At 72.9% G+C, this 18,277-nt stretch carries 20 protein-coding genes; 6 read left to right on the top strand and 14 right to left on the bottom strand.

What is annotated here, in order from left to right:
• Nucleotides 1-77 precede the first annotated feature (77 nt).
• Nucleotides 78-1,103 (top strand): DUF5954 family protein, encoded by a 1,026-nt coding sequence (locus ACFWBW_RS09220; protein ID WP_385369902.1) that lies wholly within the window; start codon nucleotides 78-80, stop codon nucleotides 1,101-1,103.
• A gap of 358 nt (nucleotides 1,104-1,461) precedes the next feature.
• On the top strand, nucleotides 1,462-2,133 hold the full coding sequence (locus tag ACFWBW_RS09215) for a LysM peptidoglycan-binding domain-containing protein (RefSeq protein ID WP_385369900.1): 672 nt from the start codon (nucleotides 1,462-1,464) through the stop codon (nucleotides 2,131-2,133).
• A gap of 92 nt (nucleotides 2,134-2,225) precedes the next feature.
• Here ACFWBW_RS09215 and ACFWBW_RS09210 read toward each other — a convergent pair whose 3' ends face one another.
• The 3 genes from ACFWBW_RS09210 to ACFWBW_RS09200 all read right to left on the bottom strand — a co-directional run bounded on the left by ACFWBW_RS09210 (nucleotide 2,226) and on the right by ACFWBW_RS09200 (nucleotide 5,641).
• Nucleotides 2,226-2,870, bottom strand: coding sequence for a MerR family transcriptional regulator (locus ACFWBW_RS09210; RefSeq protein ID WP_385369898.1), 645 nt, complete (start codon nucleotides 2,868-2,870; stop codon nucleotides 2,226-2,228).
• Nucleotides 2,871-2,965: 95 nt separating this feature from the next.
• A complete protein-coding gene (locus ACFWBW_RS09205; RefSeq protein ID WP_385369896.1) occupies nucleotides 2,966-3,880 on the bottom strand; it encodes a squalene/phytoene synthase family protein in 915 nt (304 codons plus the stop codon).
• 27 nt (nucleotides 3,881-3,907) lie between these two features.
• Nucleotides 3,908-5,641 carry a protein kinase gene (locus ACFWBW_RS09200; RefSeq protein WP_385369894.1) on the bottom strand — a complete coding sequence of 578 codons (1,734 nt, stop codon included), beginning with the start codon at nucleotides 5,639-5,641 and terminating at the stop codon, nucleotides 3,908-3,910.
• 128 nt (nucleotides 5,642-5,769) lie between these two features.
• Between ACFWBW_RS09200 and ACFWBW_RS09195 the strand changes: the two genes are divergently transcribed.
• Nucleotides 5,770-6,294, top strand: a complete 525-nt coding sequence (locus tag ACFWBW_RS09195; RefSeq protein WP_385369893.1) for an NUDIX domain-containing protein — start codon at nucleotides 5,770-5,772, stop codon at nucleotides 6,292-6,294.
• 21 nt (nucleotides 6,295-6,315) lie between these two features.
• On the opposite strand, the gene ACFWBW_RS09190 is transcribed toward ACFWBW_RS09195, so the two are convergent.
• The 4 genes from ACFWBW_RS09190 to ACFWBW_RS09175 form a co-directional block, all read right to left on the bottom strand.
• Entirely contained in the window at nucleotides 6,316-6,582 is a 267-nt protein-coding gene (locus ACFWBW_RS09190) for a GlsB/YeaQ/YmgE family stress response membrane protein (RefSeq protein WP_385369891.1), read from the bottom strand.
• A 95-nt stretch (nucleotides 6,583-6,677) separates the two neighbouring features.
• Nucleotides 6,678-6,998, bottom strand: coding sequence for a hypothetical protein (locus tag ACFWBW_RS09185; RefSeq protein ID WP_385369889.1), 321 nt, complete (start codon nucleotides 6,996-6,998; stop codon nucleotides 6,678-6,680).
• Between the two features lie 5 nt (nucleotides 6,999-7,003).
• The gene (locus ACFWBW_RS09180; protein WP_385369888.1) at nucleotides 7,004-7,882 is read right to left on the bottom strand and encodes a hypothetical protein; all 879 of its coding nucleotides are present in this window, start codon (nucleotides 7,880-7,882) and stop codon (nucleotides 7,004-7,006) included.
• Nucleotides 7,879-8,790, bottom strand: coding sequence for a phosphatase PAP2 family protein (locus tag ACFWBW_RS09175; RefSeq protein WP_385369886.1), 912 nt, complete (start codon nucleotides 8,788-8,790; stop codon nucleotides 7,879-7,881). Before ACFWBW_RS09175 ends, ACFWBW_RS09180 begins: the two co-directional genes overlap by 4 nt.
• 240 nt (nucleotides 8,791-9,030) lie before the next feature.
• Here ACFWBW_RS09175 and ACFWBW_RS09170 point away from each other — a divergent pair, with 240 nt between their 5' ends.
• Complete coding sequence (locus ACFWBW_RS09170) at nucleotides 9,031-9,681, top strand: TetR/AcrR family transcriptional regulator (RefSeq protein ID WP_385369885.1); 651 nt, start codon at nucleotides 9,031-9,033, stop codon at nucleotides 9,679-9,681.
• A 181-nt stretch (nucleotides 9,682-9,862) separates the two neighbouring features.
• On the opposite strand, the gene ACFWBW_RS09165 is transcribed toward ACFWBW_RS09170, so the two are convergent.
• Together ACFWBW_RS09165 and ACFWBW_RS09160 are read right to left on the bottom strand one after the other, a co-directional pair.
• Nucleotides 9,863-10,399: a TerD family protein gene (locus tag ACFWBW_RS09165; RefSeq protein WP_385369883.1), complete on the bottom strand. Its 537-nt coding sequence runs from the start codon at nucleotides 10,397-10,399 to the stop codon at nucleotides 9,863-9,865.
• Between the two features lie 150 nt (nucleotides 10,400-10,549).
• A complete protein-coding gene (locus tag ACFWBW_RS09160) occupies nucleotides 10,550-11,740 on the bottom strand; it encodes a hypothetical protein (protein ID WP_385369881.1) in 1,191 nt (396 codons plus the stop codon).
• Between the two features lie 251 nt (nucleotides 11,741-11,991).
• Between ACFWBW_RS09160 and ACFWBW_RS09155 the strand changes: the two genes are divergently transcribed.
• On the top strand, nucleotides 11,992-12,807 hold the full coding sequence (locus ACFWBW_RS09155; protein WP_385369879.1) for a glutamate ABC transporter substrate-binding protein: 816 nt from the start codon (nucleotides 11,992-11,994) through the stop codon (nucleotides 12,805-12,807).
• On the opposite strand, the gene ACFWBW_RS09150 is transcribed toward ACFWBW_RS09155, so the two are convergent.
• Nucleotides 12,791-13,771: an SMP-30/gluconolactonase/LRE family protein gene (locus ACFWBW_RS09150; protein WP_385369877.1), complete on the bottom strand. Its 981-nt coding sequence runs from the start codon at nucleotides 13,769-13,771 to the stop codon at nucleotides 12,791-12,793. The genes ACFWBW_RS09155 and ACFWBW_RS09150 overlap by 17 nt on opposite strands.
• A gap of 113 nt (nucleotides 13,772-13,884) precedes the next feature.
• Nucleotides 13,885-14,457 carry a DJ-1/PfpI family protein gene (locus tag ACFWBW_RS09145; protein ID WP_385369875.1) on the bottom strand — a complete coding sequence of 191 codons (573 nt, stop codon included), beginning with the start codon at nucleotides 14,455-14,457 and terminating at the stop codon, nucleotides 13,885-13,887.
• A gap of 263 nt (nucleotides 14,458-14,720) precedes the next feature.
• On the opposite strand from ACFWBW_RS09145, the gene ACFWBW_RS09140 reads away from it, so the two are divergent.
• Nucleotides 14,721-15,533, top strand: coding sequence for an endonuclease I family protein (locus tag ACFWBW_RS09140; RefSeq protein WP_385369874.1), 813 nt, complete (start codon nucleotides 14,721-14,723; stop codon nucleotides 15,531-15,533).
• A 16-nt stretch (nucleotides 15,534-15,549) separates the two neighbouring features.
• Here the strand turns inward: ACFWBW_RS09140 and ACFWBW_RS09135 are convergent, their stop codons facing one another.
• From ACFWBW_RS09135 to ACFWBW_RS09125, 3 genes are all read right to left on the bottom strand, one after another.
• Nucleotides 15,550-15,990, bottom strand: coding sequence for a GNAT family N-acetyltransferase (locus ACFWBW_RS09135; protein WP_385369873.1), 441 nt, complete (start codon nucleotides 15,988-15,990; stop codon nucleotides 15,550-15,552).
• Between the two features lie 89 nt (nucleotides 15,991-16,079).
• The gene (locus ACFWBW_RS09130) at nucleotides 16,080-17,750 is read right to left on the bottom strand and encodes a family 20 glycosylhydrolase (protein WP_385369871.1); all 1,671 of its coding nucleotides are present in this window, start codon (nucleotides 17,748-17,750) and stop codon (nucleotides 16,080-16,082) included.
• Nucleotides 17,751-17,811: 61 nt separating this feature from the next.
• Nucleotides 17,812-18,252 (bottom strand): heme-binding protein, encoded by a 441-nt coding sequence (locus tag ACFWBW_RS09125; protein WP_385370132.1) that lies wholly within the window; start codon nucleotides 18,250-18,252, stop codon nucleotides 17,812-17,814.
• Nucleotides 18,253-18,277: the final 25 nt, after the last annotated feature.

Genomic DNA, 18,277 nt, shown 5'->3' with positions numbered 1-18,277 from the left:
ACCACAACCTCGCCCGTTCGGTGCCGAGTTGACGATGGTCCGGCGGTCCGTCGGGAAGGGCACCCAGAATGCTCGCCATGAGCAGCGAGGTACCTCCCGGGCGCGAGCACCTCTCCATGAACGTCGAGCCCGCGGAGCATCCGGTGGCCGCCGCGCAGGAGGCCGACGCCTCCGACGCCGCGCTGCGGTACGCGCACTGCATCATCCGCGGGCCGCTCTTCGGGATCGCCTCCCAGGAGGTGGGCGGCGGGCACCGGTGGCAGGTGTCGACCCCGGTCACGTGCGGGTTCCCGCAGGACGCCCGGGACCGGCTGAACTCCGCCCTGTGGTTCCGGGCCAAGGATGGTGCGGACGACCGGGCGGTCCGCCGGGAGCTCCTGGCCGCCGTCGCCCGGCTGGAGACGGAGGCGGTCGACGAGGTCACCGCGGCCGGCACCCGCTACCGCGTGGTGCGGTGCGAGGAGATCGTCTACACCGACGGGGACGGACCGGAGCCGCCCCGGCCCACCGACCCGGAGCCGGCCGTGCGGGACTGGGAGCTCGGAACCCGGGACCCGGAGGTCGACGTCGGCTTCGCGATCGACCACATCGCGGCGGTGAGCGTCATGGAGGCCTCCGAGCGGCTCGCGCTGATGGGCCTGCACTACCGCAGCCCGCGCTATCCGGCCGAGGTGCGGGCGGACTCGCGGCGCGCGCTCCACACCCACGCCGGGACCGTGCTGCTGCCGACCGCCTACCGGGTACTGGAGCGCACCGCGGCGGGCTGGGAGCCCGCGTCCGCGGTGCTGCCGAGCCCGCACGCGGCCCGCAGGGCGCTGGTGCACATCCTGACCTGGCTCTGGCCCGCCCTGCACGAGCTGCCCCGGGCCCGGCGGGCGGGGTACGAGCAGGCCGCGGCGGAGTTCCGGACAGCCGGGGAAGCGAACGCGGTGCGCCTCGATGACGGCCGGGAGCTGCTGGTCGTCCGGATGCGTCGGCTGGTGCGGATCGGGCCGGACGGGCCGGAGGGGCCGCGGCCGTCCGACGAGGAGGAGAACGGGGAGGGACCGACCAGGATCCACCCCGCGATGGACGAGCACGGCACCATCACCTACGAGGGCTGATTGACCCATGATGGGCGATTCGCCGCCAACGGGCGGCTCGCCCGAATCAGCCCCGGCGACGGGCGACTTGCCCGGATTGACCCGTCGGCCGCGGGCCCGTGATGTGAGTCACGCCGACGGCGTCAACATCATTCCCCCGCGCGGGACGATTCCCTTTTCCCGGTTGGATATTCGGGAATTCCCCGACCTCTTTCCAAGGTCATCCGCCGGGCCGAATGCGGGAAGTTGATCTCCCGGGCGAATTCATGTCTTGTTCCGGCCCGCAGGGCTCGCCTACGGTCACCTCATTCCAGGTGGTCAGCTGCCGAATCCGGCCTCCGCCAGGGCTCTTCCGTCCCCCCACGTGAGGAATTGCGCCATGCCCGCACAGGGAAAGCACCGCCGGCCGAAGCAGCACAACGCACTCACCCGCAAGCTGGCCCTCGCCGGCACGGGCAGTGCGGCGCTGGCCCTCCCGCTGATCAGCGCGACCACGGCCGGGGCGGCCGAGGCGACCGTCGCTCCCACGACGTACTCCGTGGTCAGCGGCGACACCCTGAGCAAGATCGCGGCCGAGCACTCCCTCGGCGGTGGCTGGCAGAAGCTCTACGAGGCCAACAAGGCCATCGTCGGCGCGAACCCCTCGGCCATCCGCCCGGGCCTGAAGCTGAAGCTCACCACGGCCGCCGCCCCCGCTGCCGCCAAGGCGGCCAAGGCCGCCACCGGCTACGCGAACAACCTCGACGGCTGGATCCGCGAGTCGCTCGACGTCCTGGCCCAGCACGGAATTCCGGGAAGCTACGAAGGAATTCACCGCAACATCATGCGCGAATCCTCGGGGAATCCGCTGGCCATCAACAACTGGGACTCCAACGCGGCGGCCGGCATCCCCTCCAAGGGGCTCCTCCAGGTCATCGACCCGACCTTCAAGGCCTATCACGTACCCGGCACCTCGCTGGACTCCTACGACCCGGTCGCCAACATCACGGCCGCCTGCAATTACGCGGCGGCCCGCTACGGTTCGATCGACAACGTCAACGGCCCCTACTGAACCAGCTTGCGGTAGGCCGCTCCCAGCTCGCTCACCTCCACCGAGGCGTGCACGACGGGAACGGCCCCGTCGCGCCGGTCCGCGCCGCCGCCTCATTCCAGCCCGTACCGCCGTGCCGACTCCTCTTCCTGCGCCAGCCGGTGCAGGGCCTTCAGCACCGGCTGGAAGAGGACGGCCGCGGCCACCACCATCTCCACCTGTTCCGCTTCGGAGGGGTACGCCTCCATGAAGTCCAGGTCGCGCACGGCCGCCTGGTACATCAGCTCGGCGTACGGAGCCATCAGTTCGGCGCCCCACGGATAGCCGAGCCGGATGAGGGTGGACACCGCCAGCACGAGGGAGCGGTGGACCGGGGACAGGGCCCCCACCTCCCGGGCCGTCGACCAGCCCAGCATCTCCAGCAGCCGGTCCGCCTCCTGCCGCGCGGTGACCACCGCCGGGTCCTCGTCGTCCGACTCGGGCCCCTGCGGCAGCGCCCAGAGTGCCGCGCCCATCCGGATCGTCCGGCCCAGGGACTCGTCGTCCACGTGCGCCAGCACTTCCCGGGCCTTGGCCACCGGAATCCCGCCGACCTGGATCAGCGCGCGGATCAGCCGCAGCCGCCGCACGTGCTCATCGCCGTAGTCGGCGGTGGTCGCGCTGACCCTCCGTCCCGGCGCCAACAACCCTTCGCGCAGGTAGTACTTGATGGTCGCCGTGGAGACGCCACTGCGCTCGCTCAACTCCGCCAGCCGCATCCCTTGGACCTTTCTTTGGAGAGCACAGCTATCCAATTGTGCACGGACAGCGCAGCGGGGTGGTGCTCACGTGCCTCCGGCCCCGAACGCGCGGGTCAGGCGGCGCTACGGGGCCTGCGTGCCCGGGCGCGCACCAGGGTGCGCAGCGGAGCCGTGAAGCCGTAGCCGACGTCCTTGCGCAGGGCCCCCGCGCCGGCCTTCTCCACCTCCGTGAGCTGGTGTTCCATGAGCTCCGTCATCGTCGCGGCGACCGCGCGCAGCCCGGGTGCGGTGAGGTCGAGGATGCCGTCGGCGGCGGCGAGCGCGGTACGGGCGCGCCCGCACTCGGCGGCGAGCAAGTCCCGCACGGCCGGGGTGTCCCGGGCCTGTTCGAGGTCGGCCCGGGTCACGGAGTGCTCGGCGAGACGGGCGCGCGGGATGCAGAGCCGGCCGGCCGCCAGGTCCCCGGCGAGGTCGGCGAGGAAGTCGACCCGCTGGGCGGCGTCGACGAACCGCCGCCAGCCCCCGGCCTGTTCGGCGTCGGGCCCGCCCTGGTACTGCAGGCCGGTGAAGACCAGCACTCCGGGCCAGGCGTAGGCGTCGAGGTAGGCCTGGAACTCCTCCTCGGCGGCGAACCCGTCGAAGACCGCCTCCTCGCCTGCCGCGCCGTCGAGGAACCGGAACACCCAATCGGCGGGCAGGCCGCGGGAGTCGACGGCGTGGGCGTAGGCGCGCAGCAGCGGGTCGGGGCTGTCCCCGGTCTCCAGGGCGCGGCGCACCTCGGCGCCCAGCTCCGCGAGGCCGGCGGCCCGGCGGTCGGCGGTGCCGGTCTCGGCGACGTCGTCGACCCGGTTCATGAAGGCGAGCCCGGCCGCCAGCCAGGGCACGAGCTCGGGCGCGGCCAGCAGCCGCAGGGCGAGGTAGGGCGCGGGTTCCCGGCGCAGGACCCTCCGGGCCGCGTCCGTGTAGTCGGCCCGGAGCCGGGGGCCGGTGATCCCGGCGGCCGTGAGCGTGCTGCGCCAGCTGGGCATGGTGGTGGTTCTCCGCTTCTCCGGCCGTCAGCTCCGGTAGACCTTCTTGACCTTGAAGTCCGTGCCGGCGAGGACGTAGCCACCCTGTCCGTACTCGTCGTTCAGGTAGGGGCGGACCGCGGGTGTGGCCATCCAGGGCGAGACGTTGAGGTAGCGGGAACTCGGGTTGTCGACGCCCAGCTCCTTCGTCGACTCGGCCATCAGCGCGGGCAGGGCGTCCCAGTCGAGCGCCGCCATGTCCATGAGCGGCTCGCCGGGCTTCACCGTGCCGGACGGTCCGGTGCGTTTGGCGACGCCGCCGCGGTACTGCCAGGAGTCGACGGTCCTGGCTCCGGGTGCGGTGGGGATGTCGGCGAGCACGTACTCGTCGTAGACCCTCATGTTGACGAAGGTGGTGGTGCCCGTCTGCTGCTTGAACGCCTCGATGGCGGTACGGATGTTGGCCGGGTCGATCAGGCTGCCCTTGGGCGGGGTGGCCGGCTTCGGCATGCTCGCCTTCGGGGTGGGGGCGGGCGTCAGGGCCACGGCGGTGCCCTGGGCCGGGGAGGCCGGTCCGGAAGCGGACGGGGCGGCCGAGGAGCTGGTGTCGCCGCTCTTGCCCGCGTCGCCGCCCGCGTTCCCGTCGGGCAGCCAGTTGACGAGGCCGACGACCCCGGCGGCGAGGACCACCACGAGGAGCCCGGCGAGCAGCGCGGGCCGGCGGCGCCGGCGCGGGGCGGGCGGCGGCGGGAAGGCCACGGGGACGGTGGACGCGTACGGGTTGCCCGCGCCCGGGACGAACGGTGTCCGTGTCGGCGGCTGCGCGTGCGTCGCCGCCGATGCCGGTGCGGGGCCCATGGCGAGACCGGTGGCCGGGGTCGCCGGCCCGAAGCTCCCGAGGGCGACCGGCGGTGGCACCGGGGCCGCACCGCCGAGAGCACTGCTCGCACGGCGGAGCAGTGCTTCCAGTTCCTCGGCGTCGGGCCGCACGGCCAGGTCCCGTACCAGCAGCCGTTCCAGTACGGGTCCCAGCGGGCCGGAGCGGACCGGCGCGGGGATCGGCTCGTCGAGCACCGCGACCACGGTGGCCAGGCTGGTGGCCCGGCGCAGCGGGTGCACCCCCTCGGCGGCCACGTAGAGCAGCATCCCGAGGGACCACAGGTCGGAGGCGGCCAGCCCCTCGGCGCCGCGCGCCCGCTCGGGGGCTATGTACTCCGGCGACCCGATCAGTGCTCCGGTCGAGGTCAGCCCGGTCGCGCCGTGCAGGGCGGCGATCCCGAAGTCGGTGAGCACGGCGGAGCCGCCCGGCCGCAGGAGCACGTTGGCCGGTTTCACGTCGCGGTGCAGCACCCCCTCCGCGTGCGCGGCCCGCAGCGCGGAGAGCAGGTCGAGCCCGATGCGCAGCACGTCCGCCACCGGTAGCGGCCCGCGCTCCAGCCGGTCGGCCAGGGAGCCGCCCCTGACCAGCTCCATCACGATCCACGGATGGCCGTCGGAGCCCGGCTCGGGCTCGACGATGTGGTGGATGGTGACCACGTTCGGATGGGCGAGCCGGGCGAGGGCCCGGGCCTCGCGGACGGCGCGTTCGCGCAGTTGGACGACGAGCCCGGGCTGCGCGGCGGCGGTCGCCGGGTCCGGCGGCCGCACCTCCTTGAGGGCGATCTCCCGGTCCAGCGCGATGTCGCGGGCGCGCCACACCGTCCCCATCCCGCCACTGCCCAGGGGCTGCTCCAGTTCGAAGCGCCCGTCGATCAACCGTCTGCCGGCCTCACTGCTGTCCATGGCCGGTCATCGTAGGCGCCGCCACCGACGCCGGTGCACCCGTACCGGGACGTGGGCAGCGCGGGCACGGGCGCGCGAGGGCGGTACCCGGCGTGGGCCGTGCGCGGCGTGGGTAGTGTGCCTGCCCGATGTCTCCGAGGGGCGCAGGCCCGGACGGAGGTGGAACGGTGTCCGTATGGCTCCCGCCCGCCGAGTACGTCAAGACCATCGCCCGGGCGACCGCTTACGCCTGCCTCTACTTCACCGACACCGCCGGCCGCCCGGTGCAGCTCCGTGCGACGTACTCCACGGAGACCTGGCAGTGGCCGGGCGGGAACATGGACCCCGGCGAGACGCCCTGGGAGTGCGCGCTCCGGGAGTGCCTGGAGGAGACCGGCATCGTCTTCGAGGGTGAGCGGAAGCTGCTGGGCACGCAGTTCATCGCCCACCGGGGCGAGGAATGGCCCGCGAACCACATCGGGTTCCTCTTCGACGGCGGCACCCTCACCGACGAACAGATCGCGGCCATCGTCCTCGACCCCGAGGAGCACAGCGAGGTACGGGTGCACTCGGTGCGGGAGTGGGAGGCGCTCATGAGCCCCTCGAACTTCGCGCGCCTGCGGGAGATCGACGCGGCCCGCCGTACCGGCACGGTGGCCTACATGGAGGTCTGACCCCGGCCCCCGGACCGGCGGTCAGTTGCGGGAGTTGCCGAAGATGAGGCGGTAGGCGATGAGGAGGACGAGGGAGCCCGCGATGGCGGAGCCCCAGGTCGCGAGGTCGAAGAAGTCGTTCTGGATCGACCGGTCCAGGAACTTCGCCGAGAGCCAGCCGCCGGTGAAGGCGCCGGCGATGCCGATGAGGGTGGTGCCGATCAGGCCGCCCGGGTCACGGCCGGGCAGCAGGACCTTGGCGATTCCGCCCGCCAGCAGTCCGAGGATGATCCAGCCGATGATGCCCATGCCCAGTCACTCCGCTTCGATGTGCGCGCGTCGTCGTGCGCGCGACGTCCGTTCAGGTCTCAGAGAGGGAGACGCGTGAACTGGGGAAACGGTTCTCAGGCATTGCGCCGGGGCACGGGAACGGACCTGAGCGCGGTCACCGCCACCAGGCCCAGGACCGCGGCGCCCGCCGTCCCCGCCGCCAGGAATCCGCCGCGGGAGCGCCAGGACAGCACCGACCACGTCGACTGGGCGGAGGCGAACGAGCCCGCGCTCAGTACGGATCCCACCGAGGCGGCCGACAGGGCCGAGCCGATCGAGCCGACCGACAGCACGCTGCCGACCGATCCGATGGAGAGGACGGAGCCCACCGAACCGATGGAGAGGACCGAGCTCTTGGAGCGGAGCGAGAGGAAGGAACCGTCGTCGGCAGCCATGCGGCTCATGCTGCCACACCGGCCATCGGCGCGGCCTGAGCCGGAACGGGCGGCGCCGCCGTCTGCTGGGCCGACGTCCGCGTGAGCAACAGCACGCCCCGGGCCGCCGCGAGCGCTCCCGTCACGGCCAGCAGGACCCCGAACGCCCCGCCCTGGATGCGTTCGCCGAGCAGGATCATCCCGATCGCGGCCGCGGCCAGCGGGTTGGTCAGGTTGACCACCGCGAGCGGGGCGCCCAGGCCGCCCCGGTAGGCCCGCTGGGACAGGAGCATCCCGCCGACCGCGAAGACCACCACGAGCAGCGCCACCGAGACGACCCGGACGCTGAGCAGGGACCCGCCGCGGCCCCCCGCCACGGCGACGGTCTGGGTCAGGGCGGAGGCGGCCGCGGAGGCCAGCCCGGACGCCGTCGCGTGGCGCAGCCCCGAGCGGGCGTCCCTCCGCGCGGTCAGCAGCATGATCACCGCGGCCGTGGCCCCGGAGACGGCGAGCGCCTCGGCCAGGGTCAGGGTCTCGTCGGGGGACGGGCCGGAGGCGGGCACCAGGAGCAGGCCGAGGCCGACGACGGTGGCCAGGGTCCCGCGCCACTCGCTGGCCACGACCCGCCGCCCGGCCCCGCGCGCACCCAGGGGTACGGCGGCGACGAGGGTGAGCGCGCCGAGCGGCTGGACCAGGGTGAGCGGCCCGTACCGCAGTGCGGCGGCGTGCATGAGTGCGGCGGCGGCGTTCAGGCCCGCCGACCACCACCAGGCGCCGTTGCCGAGCAGGGCCGCGGTGCTGCGGGCGACCCCGCGGCGGGCGAGGCGTTCCTGGGCCACGGCGGCGGCCGCGTAGGTGACGGCCGCGGCGAGGCAGAGCAGGACGGCGAGGAGCGTGGAGTTCACCGGACTGCTCCTACTGGCGCCATGGGGTCACCGGGATTCATGGGGTCGACGGGGTCCACGGGGTTCTTGGGGTTCATGGGGTCCGCGAATGCCGCACCCCGGCCCGCACCCGCCCCCGCCCCGGCAGGTACCGGCACCGGCACCGCGCGCTGACCCGGCACGCTCCGCCGGGCGACGAGCGAACGGCCGACCGGGCGCGGGACCAGCAGCAGGGCGGCCCCGAGGAGCAGCGTCGCGACGATGGCGTCGAGCCAGTAGTGGTTGGCCGTGCCGACGATCACGAGCAGGGTGACCAGCGGGTGCAGCAGCCACAGGGCGCGCCACCGCGAGGAGGTCGCGGCGATCATGCCGAGGGCCAGCATCAGCGCCCAGCCGAAGTGCAGGGAGGGCATGGCGGCGAACTGGTTGGCCATGGTGTCGGCTGCGGGCGCGGCCCCGTAGACGGTCGGTCCGTAGACCTGGCCGGTGTCGATCAGGTGGGACGCGCCCAGCATCCGCGGGGGTGCGAGGGGGAAGGCCAGGTGGAGGACGAGGGCCGCGCCGGTCAGGACGGCCAGGACCCGGCGCGTCCAGAGGTAGTGCGCGGGGCGGCGTACGTAGAGCCAGACGAGGAAGAGCACCGTGGCGGGGAAGTGCACGGTCGCGTAGTAGGTGTTCGCGGTGTGCACGAGGGCGTCGCCGTGCAGGAGCAGTCGCTGGACCGTGCCCTCGTCGGGCAGGTGCAGGGTGCGCTCGGCGTCCCAGATCCGGGTGGCGTTGCGGAAGGCCTCGTCCGTGCGGCCGGTGGAGAGCGTACGGCCGCACTTGTATACGGCGAAGAGGCCCACGACGAGCAGGAGCTCGCGTATGAGGCGGCGACGGACCCCCGGCCCGGTGCCGGCTCCGACGGGTGTGGTGTGGGAGGTCATCCCCCGGTCTCGCTTCCTGTACACAGCTACGCGGCTCACAATCGACACACCAGTGTATCGATACATTCTCGTATCGATACGAGTGTGTACCGATACGCTCGCGTTCCCGTAGACTTTCACTGGAGCCCGCTGCGGCGCGACGGAATATCGCCGCCGCGATCAGCGACCACGTGACACGCAGCACCAGCACGCAGCACCAGCACGCAGCACGCAGCACGCAGCACCGAGGAGAGCCGCCCCATGACCTCGCCGACGCCGGAAGCCGTCCCGGCCCCCGCGCGCCGCTCCAAGATCACACCGGAGCGGGAGCAGCAGCTCTACGACGCCGTCCTGGATCAGTTGCGCGAGGACGGCTACGAGGCGCTGACCATGGAGAAGATCGCCGCCCGGGCCACCTGCGGAAAGTCCACGCTCTACCGGCAGTGGAAGACCAAACCGCAGCTCGTCGCCGCCGCCCTGCGCGCGGACCGGCGCGGGACCCTCGCCGCGGTGGACACCGGAACCCTGGCGGGCGACCTGCGCGAGGCGGCCCGGATCGCCGCCTGCACCTCGGGGCGCGACACCCGGCTGATGCAGGCCCTCGGGCACGCGGTGCTGAGCGACGAGGAGCTGAAGGCGGCCCTGCGCGGGGCTCTGGTGGAGCCGGAGCTGGCGGCGTTCGACTCGATCCTGGCGCGGGCCGTGGCGCGGGGCGAGCTCGCCCCGGGGCACCCCGCGGTGGAGTTCCTGCCGGCGCAGCTGATGGGCGTGCTGCGCATCCGGCCCGTACTGGAGGGGCGCTACGCCGACGCCGAGTACCTCGTACGGTTCGTCGACGCCTGTCTGCTGCCCGCGCTGGGCGCGGTACCGCCGGAGACGGAACGGGCCGGCCCCCTCGACCGGACCCCCTGAACCAGCGGGCAGCCGTCCCCGATGACCGGGCGGCGACCCGCTCGCGCTGCCTCGTGGGGACGGTGGCGGCGCAGCCCCCGGACCGGACGGCGGGCACTCCCTCGCGGAGTGGCCGCCGACCGGTCCGTGCGGCGTTCGGCCGGACCGCCCGGGCGCATGCGCTCCGGCGCGCGCGGCCGGTTCAGCTCCGGGCCGCGCCCATCGCCCGCGCGAACTCCTCGGGGTCGGCGTCGAAGCCCCGCAGGGCCGGGTCCAATGACCAGACCCCCGCGGCGTCGCGGGTGAACTCGGCCACCGTGACCGCGCTCGCCGCGGCGAAGCCCGTGAGGTCGTCCACCACGAGATCGGTGTAGCCCTCCCGGATCCGCAGCCCCTTGCCCGCGACGTCGGCGAAGGTCAGCGCCGGGCCGCCGCCCGGCCGCTGGATCACCACCCCCACCACGACCCGGGTCAACGCGTCGGCGATCCGGTTCAGTTCGACGGTCATCACCTCGTCGAAGCCCAGCCCCAGCCCGGTCCTGCTGTCCCGGTTCAGCGTGATGGTGCCGTCGGGCGCACGGCTGCCGAAGTGCACCAGGTGGACGGGCTCCCCGTACGGGTCCGCGGCGGCGTACACCGCGGCCAGCAGGTCGAGGTCGTGGACGGGCGCTCCCGCCGGACTCGGATCCCACCGCAGCGCGATCTCCACCTTGGCCAGGCCCTTGCTTACTCCACTCACCGAACTCCCCCTCCGACCACCGTGTGTTGCCCTCCCATGCTGTCACGGGTCCCGGCCCGCGTCTCGAACGACCGTACGTTCCCGGCCAGTTCCGGGGACCGGCGAAGGCTGCCGGGCCGGCGGGGGCTGGGGCGGGGGCGGCGGGGGCGGCTACCAGTCGCCGTCCTGTACCGGCTTGCCCGGCCGGGGCCCGTTCCCCAGGGGTGCGACCTGACCGGGGGCCGGTTCCGCCCACGGGGCCTCGTCGGCACCGACCCATTCGCCCACCGGCTGGACCTGGCCGAGGGTGCCCGAGGGAGCGAGGTCGGCGCCGTCCTCGTCGTAGTAGTCGAACCACGGCAGCCCGGCCTTGGTGTACGCGGCCCGGTCCACCGGCGAGGGCGGCGGCTCCTCCCCGGTGATCCGGCGCCACTCGGGCGGGGTCACCAGGTGGATGAAGACCCGCGCGGCCGGCTCGGCCGCCCAGTCCTTCGCCTTGCGGTCGTCGCGGTACACCTCCTGCCGCATGGAGCCGCCGACGCCGAGCCCCATCGCCCGCGCCGCCTGCGGGGCCGGCCCGCCGCTCGACCGCCGCTCCGGGCCCGTGGCCGCTGCCGGGGCCGCGGGCGCCCCGGGAGGCCCTCCCACGGGCCCGCCCGGCGCCGGGGCCGCCATCGGCGCCGGCATGGCCATCGGCATCCCCGGGGGCATCGCCGGTGCCGCTCCGTAGCCGCCGCCCGCGTGACCGCCCGGATGGCCGCCCGGCGGCAGGATCCCGTACGGCACGGCGCCGGCCCGGCCGGGACCGGCCGCGCGCGCCCGCTCCTCCTCGCGCCACCGCTCCAGCGCCTTCGCGCCGAGCGGGAAGGCCTGGAGCTGCACGCCGCCGACGGTCTCCTCGCCGGTGACCTGGCCCTCCACGGTGGCGCCGAGCCCCAGCGGGACGGCGACGAACTGGCGGACCGTACCCGTGCCCGAGTTGATCCCGTCCAGCCACGGCTGGCGCGGCAGCACGAGGTAGTTCTGCGGCCGGCGCCCGAGCACGCCCGTCCACCGCTCGCCGGAGACGGCGCACACCTTGCCGACCCCGACCTGGAGCGCGGTGGGCTCCCGGGTCCCGCCGAAGCTGAGCCACATCGCCTCGCGCAGGTACACGGGGAGCATCACCCCGCCCTTGGCCGGCCAGTCCGCCGGAACCGTGTCCGGATAGTCCTCCACCCGCCGCAGCGGGAACTCACCCAGCCCCGGGGGCAGATTGTGCGTACCGGTCTCCGGCAGCCGCAGTGTCCGCATGAAACGGACCTGCGCCCCCTCGCCCAGCAGCAGTGCGTTCCCCTCGACCCGTACCCCGCCCTTGCCCACCTGACCGGCTCCTCTCCCGTTCAAAGCCGGATCCGCCGCAGGATCTGCCGCCATTCCGGATCGTGACCCTCAAGATTTGCTCAGATGTCGTGACACTGCGCCCGACGAGTTCCTAGCTTCCTCATATACGCGTCCACCAGCCTCCGCGGTTCCCCGCGCCCCGGCCCGGTCCCGGTGCGCTCCGCGCGCTCCCGCGCGGCTCGGCTCGCCCGCGACCCCGCGTATCCGCGTACCCCAGGAAAGAGTGCAGCATGAAGGTTCCCAAGGCCGGCGCCATCGCCGCAGTGGTCGGTCTCGCCCTGACCGCATCGGCGTGTGGCAGTGACGACGACCAGAAGACCTTCTCCGTCGGCATCAAGTTCGACCAGCCGGGCGTCGGCATGCGGGAGCCCGACGGCAGCTTCACCGGTTTCGACGTGGACGTGGCGACGTACATCGCGAAGGAGCTCGGCTACCCGAAGGACCGGATCGCCTTCAAGGAGGTCCTCAGCAACGACCGCGAGCTCCTCATCGAGTACAACGAGGTCGAGATCGTGGCGGCCAGCTACTCGATCAACGAGAAGCGCAAGCTGAAGGTCGACTTCGCCGGGCCGTACTTCCTCGCGCACCAGGATCTGATGGTCCGCGCCGACGACGCGACCATCACCAAGGCCCAGGACCTCGACAACGCCAACAAGCGGCTGTGCTCGGTGACCGGCTCGACCTCGGCGGAGAACGTCAGGAAGAACCTGGCCCCCAAGGCGAGCCTCCTGGAGCTCGGCGGCTACTCCGAATGCGTCGTCGCCCTCAAGGAGGGCCTCGTCGACGCCATCACCACGGACAACTCCATCCTGGCCGGCTACACCGCCCGCAAGGGCAACGAGGGCAAGTTCCGGCTGATCGGGCTGAGCCTGAGCAGCGAGAACTACGGGATCGGCCTGAAGAAGGGCAACACCGAGCTCCAGGTCAAGATCAACAACGCGCTCCGCAAGATGGTCGAGGACGGCACCTGGGAAGCGGCCGTGAAGAGGAACTTCGGCCCGGACTACAAGTACGAGGCCGCGCCCGCCATCACAACGGGCAGCTGACGACCGTCGAGGCGGTGGCCGGGTCCGACCAGTCGGCGTCGAAGCGGGCGTTGACCACGTAGAGCCGGCCGCCGTACACCGCGGCCGTCGTCGGCTCGTCGAAGCGCGGGTCGGTGATCTGCTTGACGAAGCGGGCCCGGCGGCCGTCCCCGCTCAGGGTGAACACGTCCACGGCGTAGGCCCAGTTGCGTACGACGTACAGCGTCCGCCCGTGCAGCACGAGCCCGTCGCCGTTGCGCACGGAGCCGCCGTCGAGCACGGTCCGGGTGGCGGCGCCGGTGCGCGGGTCCACGCGGAACAGCGCCTCGGCGGTGTCGTGCACCACGAGCAGGGCCTGACCGTCGGGGGTCCGCTCGATCCCGTTGGCACCCCAGTACGCACCGCCGGGCGGGACCGGATCCCACTCGCCGCCGAGCCGCAGGGCCCGGGGCGCCGCGCCGGGGCCGGAGAGGTCCCGGCCCAGGGGCAGGAAGTACAGGACGTCCGCGAAGGAATCGGTGAACCAGGCACCACCGCAGCCGACGACGGCGTCGTTGACGAAGGCCGTGCCCGTCGCGGCCTGGTGGGTGGCCAGAACCCGACCCTCCCGGGCGTCGACCACCCGGATCTGCCCGCTGGCGCCGCCCGCGACCAGCAGCCTGCCGTACGGGTCGAGCTTGAGCCCCACCGACATGGGGCCCTCGCCCCGGGTGATGATCCGCCCGGCGCCGGTGGCGAGGTCGAAGCGGTAGACCGAACCGTCGAGCAGCGAGCCCGTGTAGGCCGTGCCGTGTGCGGAGACGGCGATCCCCTCGGGCTGGAAGCCCGCCGGGATCGCCACCGTGTCGGGCCGCGGCTGCCGGACCGCCTGCCGCGCCGGGGCTTCCTGCGCCTGGGCGAGCGGCGCCCCCGCACCGACCAGCGCGGCGCCTCCCAGCGCCGCGGCCGCACCGATGAACCCGCGTCGCCCTATGCTTCCCGTCATGACTGACCCTCTCAACTGCCGTGCGCAAAAGGTGGGTTGACTCGCACACCCCACCACATCGATGGCGTCCCGGCAGTCCCCGGTCAGGATCTTTCACAAGGGGACGGCGAAGCTCACCCCTGTGAAACCGGGGCCTTGACGCGCAGGACGGTCAGGAACTCCCGCATCCAGGCGGAGTGGTCGGGCCACGCACGGGCCGACACCAGCGTGCCGTCGACCACGGCCTCGGAGTCCTCGAACTCGGCTCCGGCCGCCTTCATGTCCAGCTCCAGCGCCGGATACGCCGTGACCCGGCGTCCGTCGAGGGCGCCGGCCGCGGCGGTGATCAGGGGGCCGTGGCAGATCTGTGCGATCGGCTTGTCGGAGCCGGCGAAGGCCGCCAGGATCCGCCGCACCTCGGGGTCGTTGCGCAGGTACTCCGGGGCGCGTCCGCCGGGTACGACCAGCGCCGCGTACTCCCCGGGGTCCACGTCGGCGAAGGCGATGTCGGCGGGCCAGGTGTAGCCGGGCTTCTCGGTGTAGGTGTCGAAGCCGTCCTCGAAGTCGTGCACGACGAACCGCAGCTTCTTCACCGCCGGCGCCGCGATGTGGACCTCGTAGCCCTCCTCGATCAGGCGCTGGTAGGGGTAGAGGACTTCCAGAGACTCCGCCGCGTCGCCGGTCACGATGAGGATCTTCGGTGCCATGGGCTGCTCCTGGTAGGGCTGTTCACGGTGTGGCCTCCGTTACCGTGCCCGCACCGCCCGCCCCTGCATAGGGATTCTTGCGCCAATCACCCGCACGAATCACCCACACGGATCCCCCGCATGACGCGCGTAGAAAATCCCGCCTCCCGACACGTGCTTTTCACCTGTAGGGCACATGACAATGTGAGTCTCAGCTCTGCCACCTGATGCCCCGCCAATTCCCCGGGCGGGAGCGGTGCGTGTGGAGAGGTACCCCCCACGTGATGAGAATCTCGCGCCTTACTCCCTGGGCTGCCGGCCTCGCGGCCGTGTCCCTCATACTGCTCCCGGCCTCCGCCTCGGCCGGCCAGCAGAACGAGGCTTCCCCCACGGTGACTTCGGCCTCCGCCGCCGTCGACACCTACTACGCCACCGCCGAGGGCAAGACGGGTGCCGCGCTCAAGACGGCGCTCTACAACATCATCAAGACCCAGTCCAAGGTGAACTACGACGGCGTGTGGAACGCCCTGAAGAACACCGATCAGGACCCCGCGAACTCCAACAACGTCATCCTGCTCTACTCGGGCCGCTCGCAGTCGAAGTCCACCAACGGCGGCGGCGTCAACGACTGGAACCGCGAGCACGTCTGGGCCAAGAGCCACGGCGACTTCGGCACCGCAACCGGCCCCGGGACCGACCTGCACCACCTCAGGCCCGAGGACGTCACCGTCAACAGCACCCGCGGGAACAAGGACTTCGACCTGGGCGGCGGTCCGGTCTCCGAGGCCCCCGGCAGCCTGACCGACGCCGACTCCTTCGAGCCGCGGAACGCGGTCAAGGGCGATGTCGCCCGCATGCTGCTCTACATGGCCGTGCGCTACGCCGGCGGTGACGGCTTCGCCGACCTCGAGATGAACGACAAGGTCAACAACGGCAGCGCGCCCCTCTTCGGCAAGATCAGCGTACTGAAGCAGTGGAACCTGCAGGACCCGCCGGACGCCTTCGAGCAGCGCCGCAACCAGGTCATCTACGACACCTACCAGCACAACCGGAACCCGTTCATCGACCACCCGGAGTGGGTCAACTCCATCTGGTAGACGGCACCCCCGCGAGCTACTGCACGCCGAGGGCCATCCACTTCCCCGGTGCCGCGAGCGGCTCGAAGCCGGCCTTCGCGTAGACCTCGTGGGCGTCCGCGGTCGCCAGCAGGATCCTGCGCAGCCCGTACGGGGCGAGGTGGTCCCGTACCGCCCCCGCCAGGGCGGTGCCGAGCCCCTTGCCCCGTACGCCCCGGTCCACGTACACGTCGCAGAGCCAGGCGAAGGTGGCACGGTCGGTGATGACGCGTGCGTAGGCCACCTGGAGGCCGGACACGGCGTCGTAGACCGCGTAGTTGAGCGACCCCTCGATGGCGGCGTCCTGCTTCTCCCGGCTCCGCCCGAGCGCCCAGTAGGCGTCCTCGGACAGCCATCGGTGGATCAGCTCCCGGTCGAGGCGGCCGGGGTCGGTGGAAATCTCGAAGCCCTCGGGCGAGGGCAGCGCGCTGTCGTCCATGCCCGCATCCAAGCAAAGCGGACGGGGCCCGGCCAGCGGGTTTCGGCCTCTGGAACGCCGAGGCGCCGAGACTCCGAGGCGCTGTCGCGCTACAGCCGGTCGGCCAGGGCCTTGAAGGCCGGCCAGTCCAGGGCCGGGGTCCGGGAGTCCCAGACCTTCTGGGACAGGGCGGCGAGCGGGAGCCGGATGCCGGCCGCGACCTGGGCCTGGGTCTGGGCTCCGGCCAGGTCGCACCAGACCGCGAGCCTCGCACCCAGGATCTGCCCGGCGTAGCGTGCGGGCACGGCCGTGGTGCCGCGCAGCACGAGCGGGGTCCACTGCTCGTAGATGCGCCGGCCGTCGGGGTACGTGAACTGGTTCGGCTGCCCGAGTACGTAGTAGAGGTACTCGTCGTTGAGGTTGACGACCTTGCGGCCTTCCCGCAGGTACTCCAGCGGGGGCCGGGCCCCGTTCTCCTTGCCCGTCCAGTACTCGACCTGGATGTCCCGGGCGGGCTGGCCCACCCCGCCCGTGAAGAAGCCGTCGTTCCAGGCCGCCGGCGCCCGGCCCGCCGAACGGACCACGTCCGCGCGGTCGTTCAGCCAGCCCGTCGCCAGGTCCTGCACCCGGGCGGTGGGCCCGTACCGCTGCCGGGCGGCTGCCGTCAGCTGCGGGAAGGAGGTCTGCGGATCCCGGTAGACCAGTGCCTGGTACTCGTCGGCGCCCAGGTTCCAGAGGGATCCGGGGAACAACGGCAGGTACTCCCGCAGGAGTTCGTCCACGAGCTTCGCCGCGGCCGGGTTCGCTATGTCGACCGCCCCCTTCACCGCTCTGCCCTGCACGTCGCGCAGTTGCAGCGCGGGGTAGGCGCGCAGGACCGCTCCGAGGTGGCCCGGGGAGTCGATCTCCGGGACGACCGTGATGTGCAGGCGTGCGGCGAGCGCGGTGATCCCGCGCACCTGCGCCTTGGTGAGGTGGGGGGTGGAGACTATCTCGGGGTGGGTGTCGGACTCGATCCGGAAGGCCTGGTCGTCGGAGAAGTGCAGGCCGAGCTGGTTCAGCTTCAGGTCGGCCATCTCGCGCAGCCGGTCCTCTATCCAGTCCGGGGTGAAGTGCTTGCGGGCGATGTCGAGGTTGAGCCCGCGCTGCGGTTTGGCCGGGGCGTCGCGCACGGTGCCCTCCGGGGCCGAACCGCCGCCCCTCACCTCCTGCTTGAGGGTGCGGGTGCCGTAGAACACCCCGGCCTGGTCGGGTCCGGTGATGCGGACCTGCCCGTCGCGCACGGTGAGGGTGTACGACTCTGGCGCGCCGGATCCCTTCGACCCGAGGGCCAGCTCCACGTCGCCCTTGCGCGGGGTGGCCGACTCGGCGAATCCGATCCCCAGCTCCCCGGCCAGCAGCTTCCCCTCGTCCGCCAGCGCCGCGCTGTCGGCGGGTGGTACGACGACCCGCGTCTCGGGGCCGGGCCGCCAGCCGGGGCCGCGGGCCGGCACGTGTTCCCGTACGGCCGGGACGGTGCGCGGGGCGGTGGACAGCGGAAAGGTGGGCGTCGGCGAGGGCGCCGGGGCTTGCGGCGAGGAGGGGGCTACGACGGGGGTGTCGGCGGGGGCCGTCGCGCTCGTCGGGGTCGTCCCGCTCGTCGCCGCGGCCGGGGCCCGGGCCTCTCCCGGGCCGGACGTACCGGACGCGCAGCCCGGGACGGCGACAAGGGTGACCAGCGCGGCGACCGTTGCCGTCGCGATGAAGTGGCTCCGCCCGTACTGCTTCGTCGTCTGCCGCATCGTGAACCTTCCCCCGTCCAACCTGGCACGGGGGAAGCCGCCGCGCGACCCGGGCGGAGGATCAGACGAGCGTGCCGAGCGCCGACTCGGCGAACCCGTGGTCCTGGGTCGGGGCTCCGCCGCCGACGCCGATGGCTCCGACGAGCCGGCCGTCGCGGTGGACCGGCAGCCCGCCCGCGATGAACAGCAGCGGCCGGTCCAGGGCGGTGGGCAGGGTGTGGAAGGGGCCGCCGGGCTGGACGGCGTCGACGAGATCGGCGGTCGGGGCGTCCAGCTGCAGTGCCGTGAAGGCCTTGCGGGTGCTGGTCTCGCCCGAGATCAGGACGGCCCGGTCGTCGCGCCGGAAGGCGAGCGGGTGGCCGCCCGCGTCGAGCACGGTGACGCTGACGGCGACCCCGGCCGCTTCGGCGGCGGCCGTGGCGGCGGCGACGAGCGTCTCGGCGTCCGCGGTGGTCAGGGGGGCGACGGCGGTGCGGGCGGGGGTGGCGGGGGCGGTGGACATGCGGGTCTCCTGTGAGGTGGGGGTG

Source organism: Streptomyces sp. NPDC059957 (genome assembly GCF_042730015.1).
Classification (GTDB): domain Bacteria; phylum Actinomycetota; class Actinomycetes; order Streptomycetales; family Streptomycetaceae; genus Streptomyces.
The sequence above is the reverse complement of the archived record's forward strand: the minus strand, read 5'-3'. Positions and strand labels throughout refer to the sequence as shown.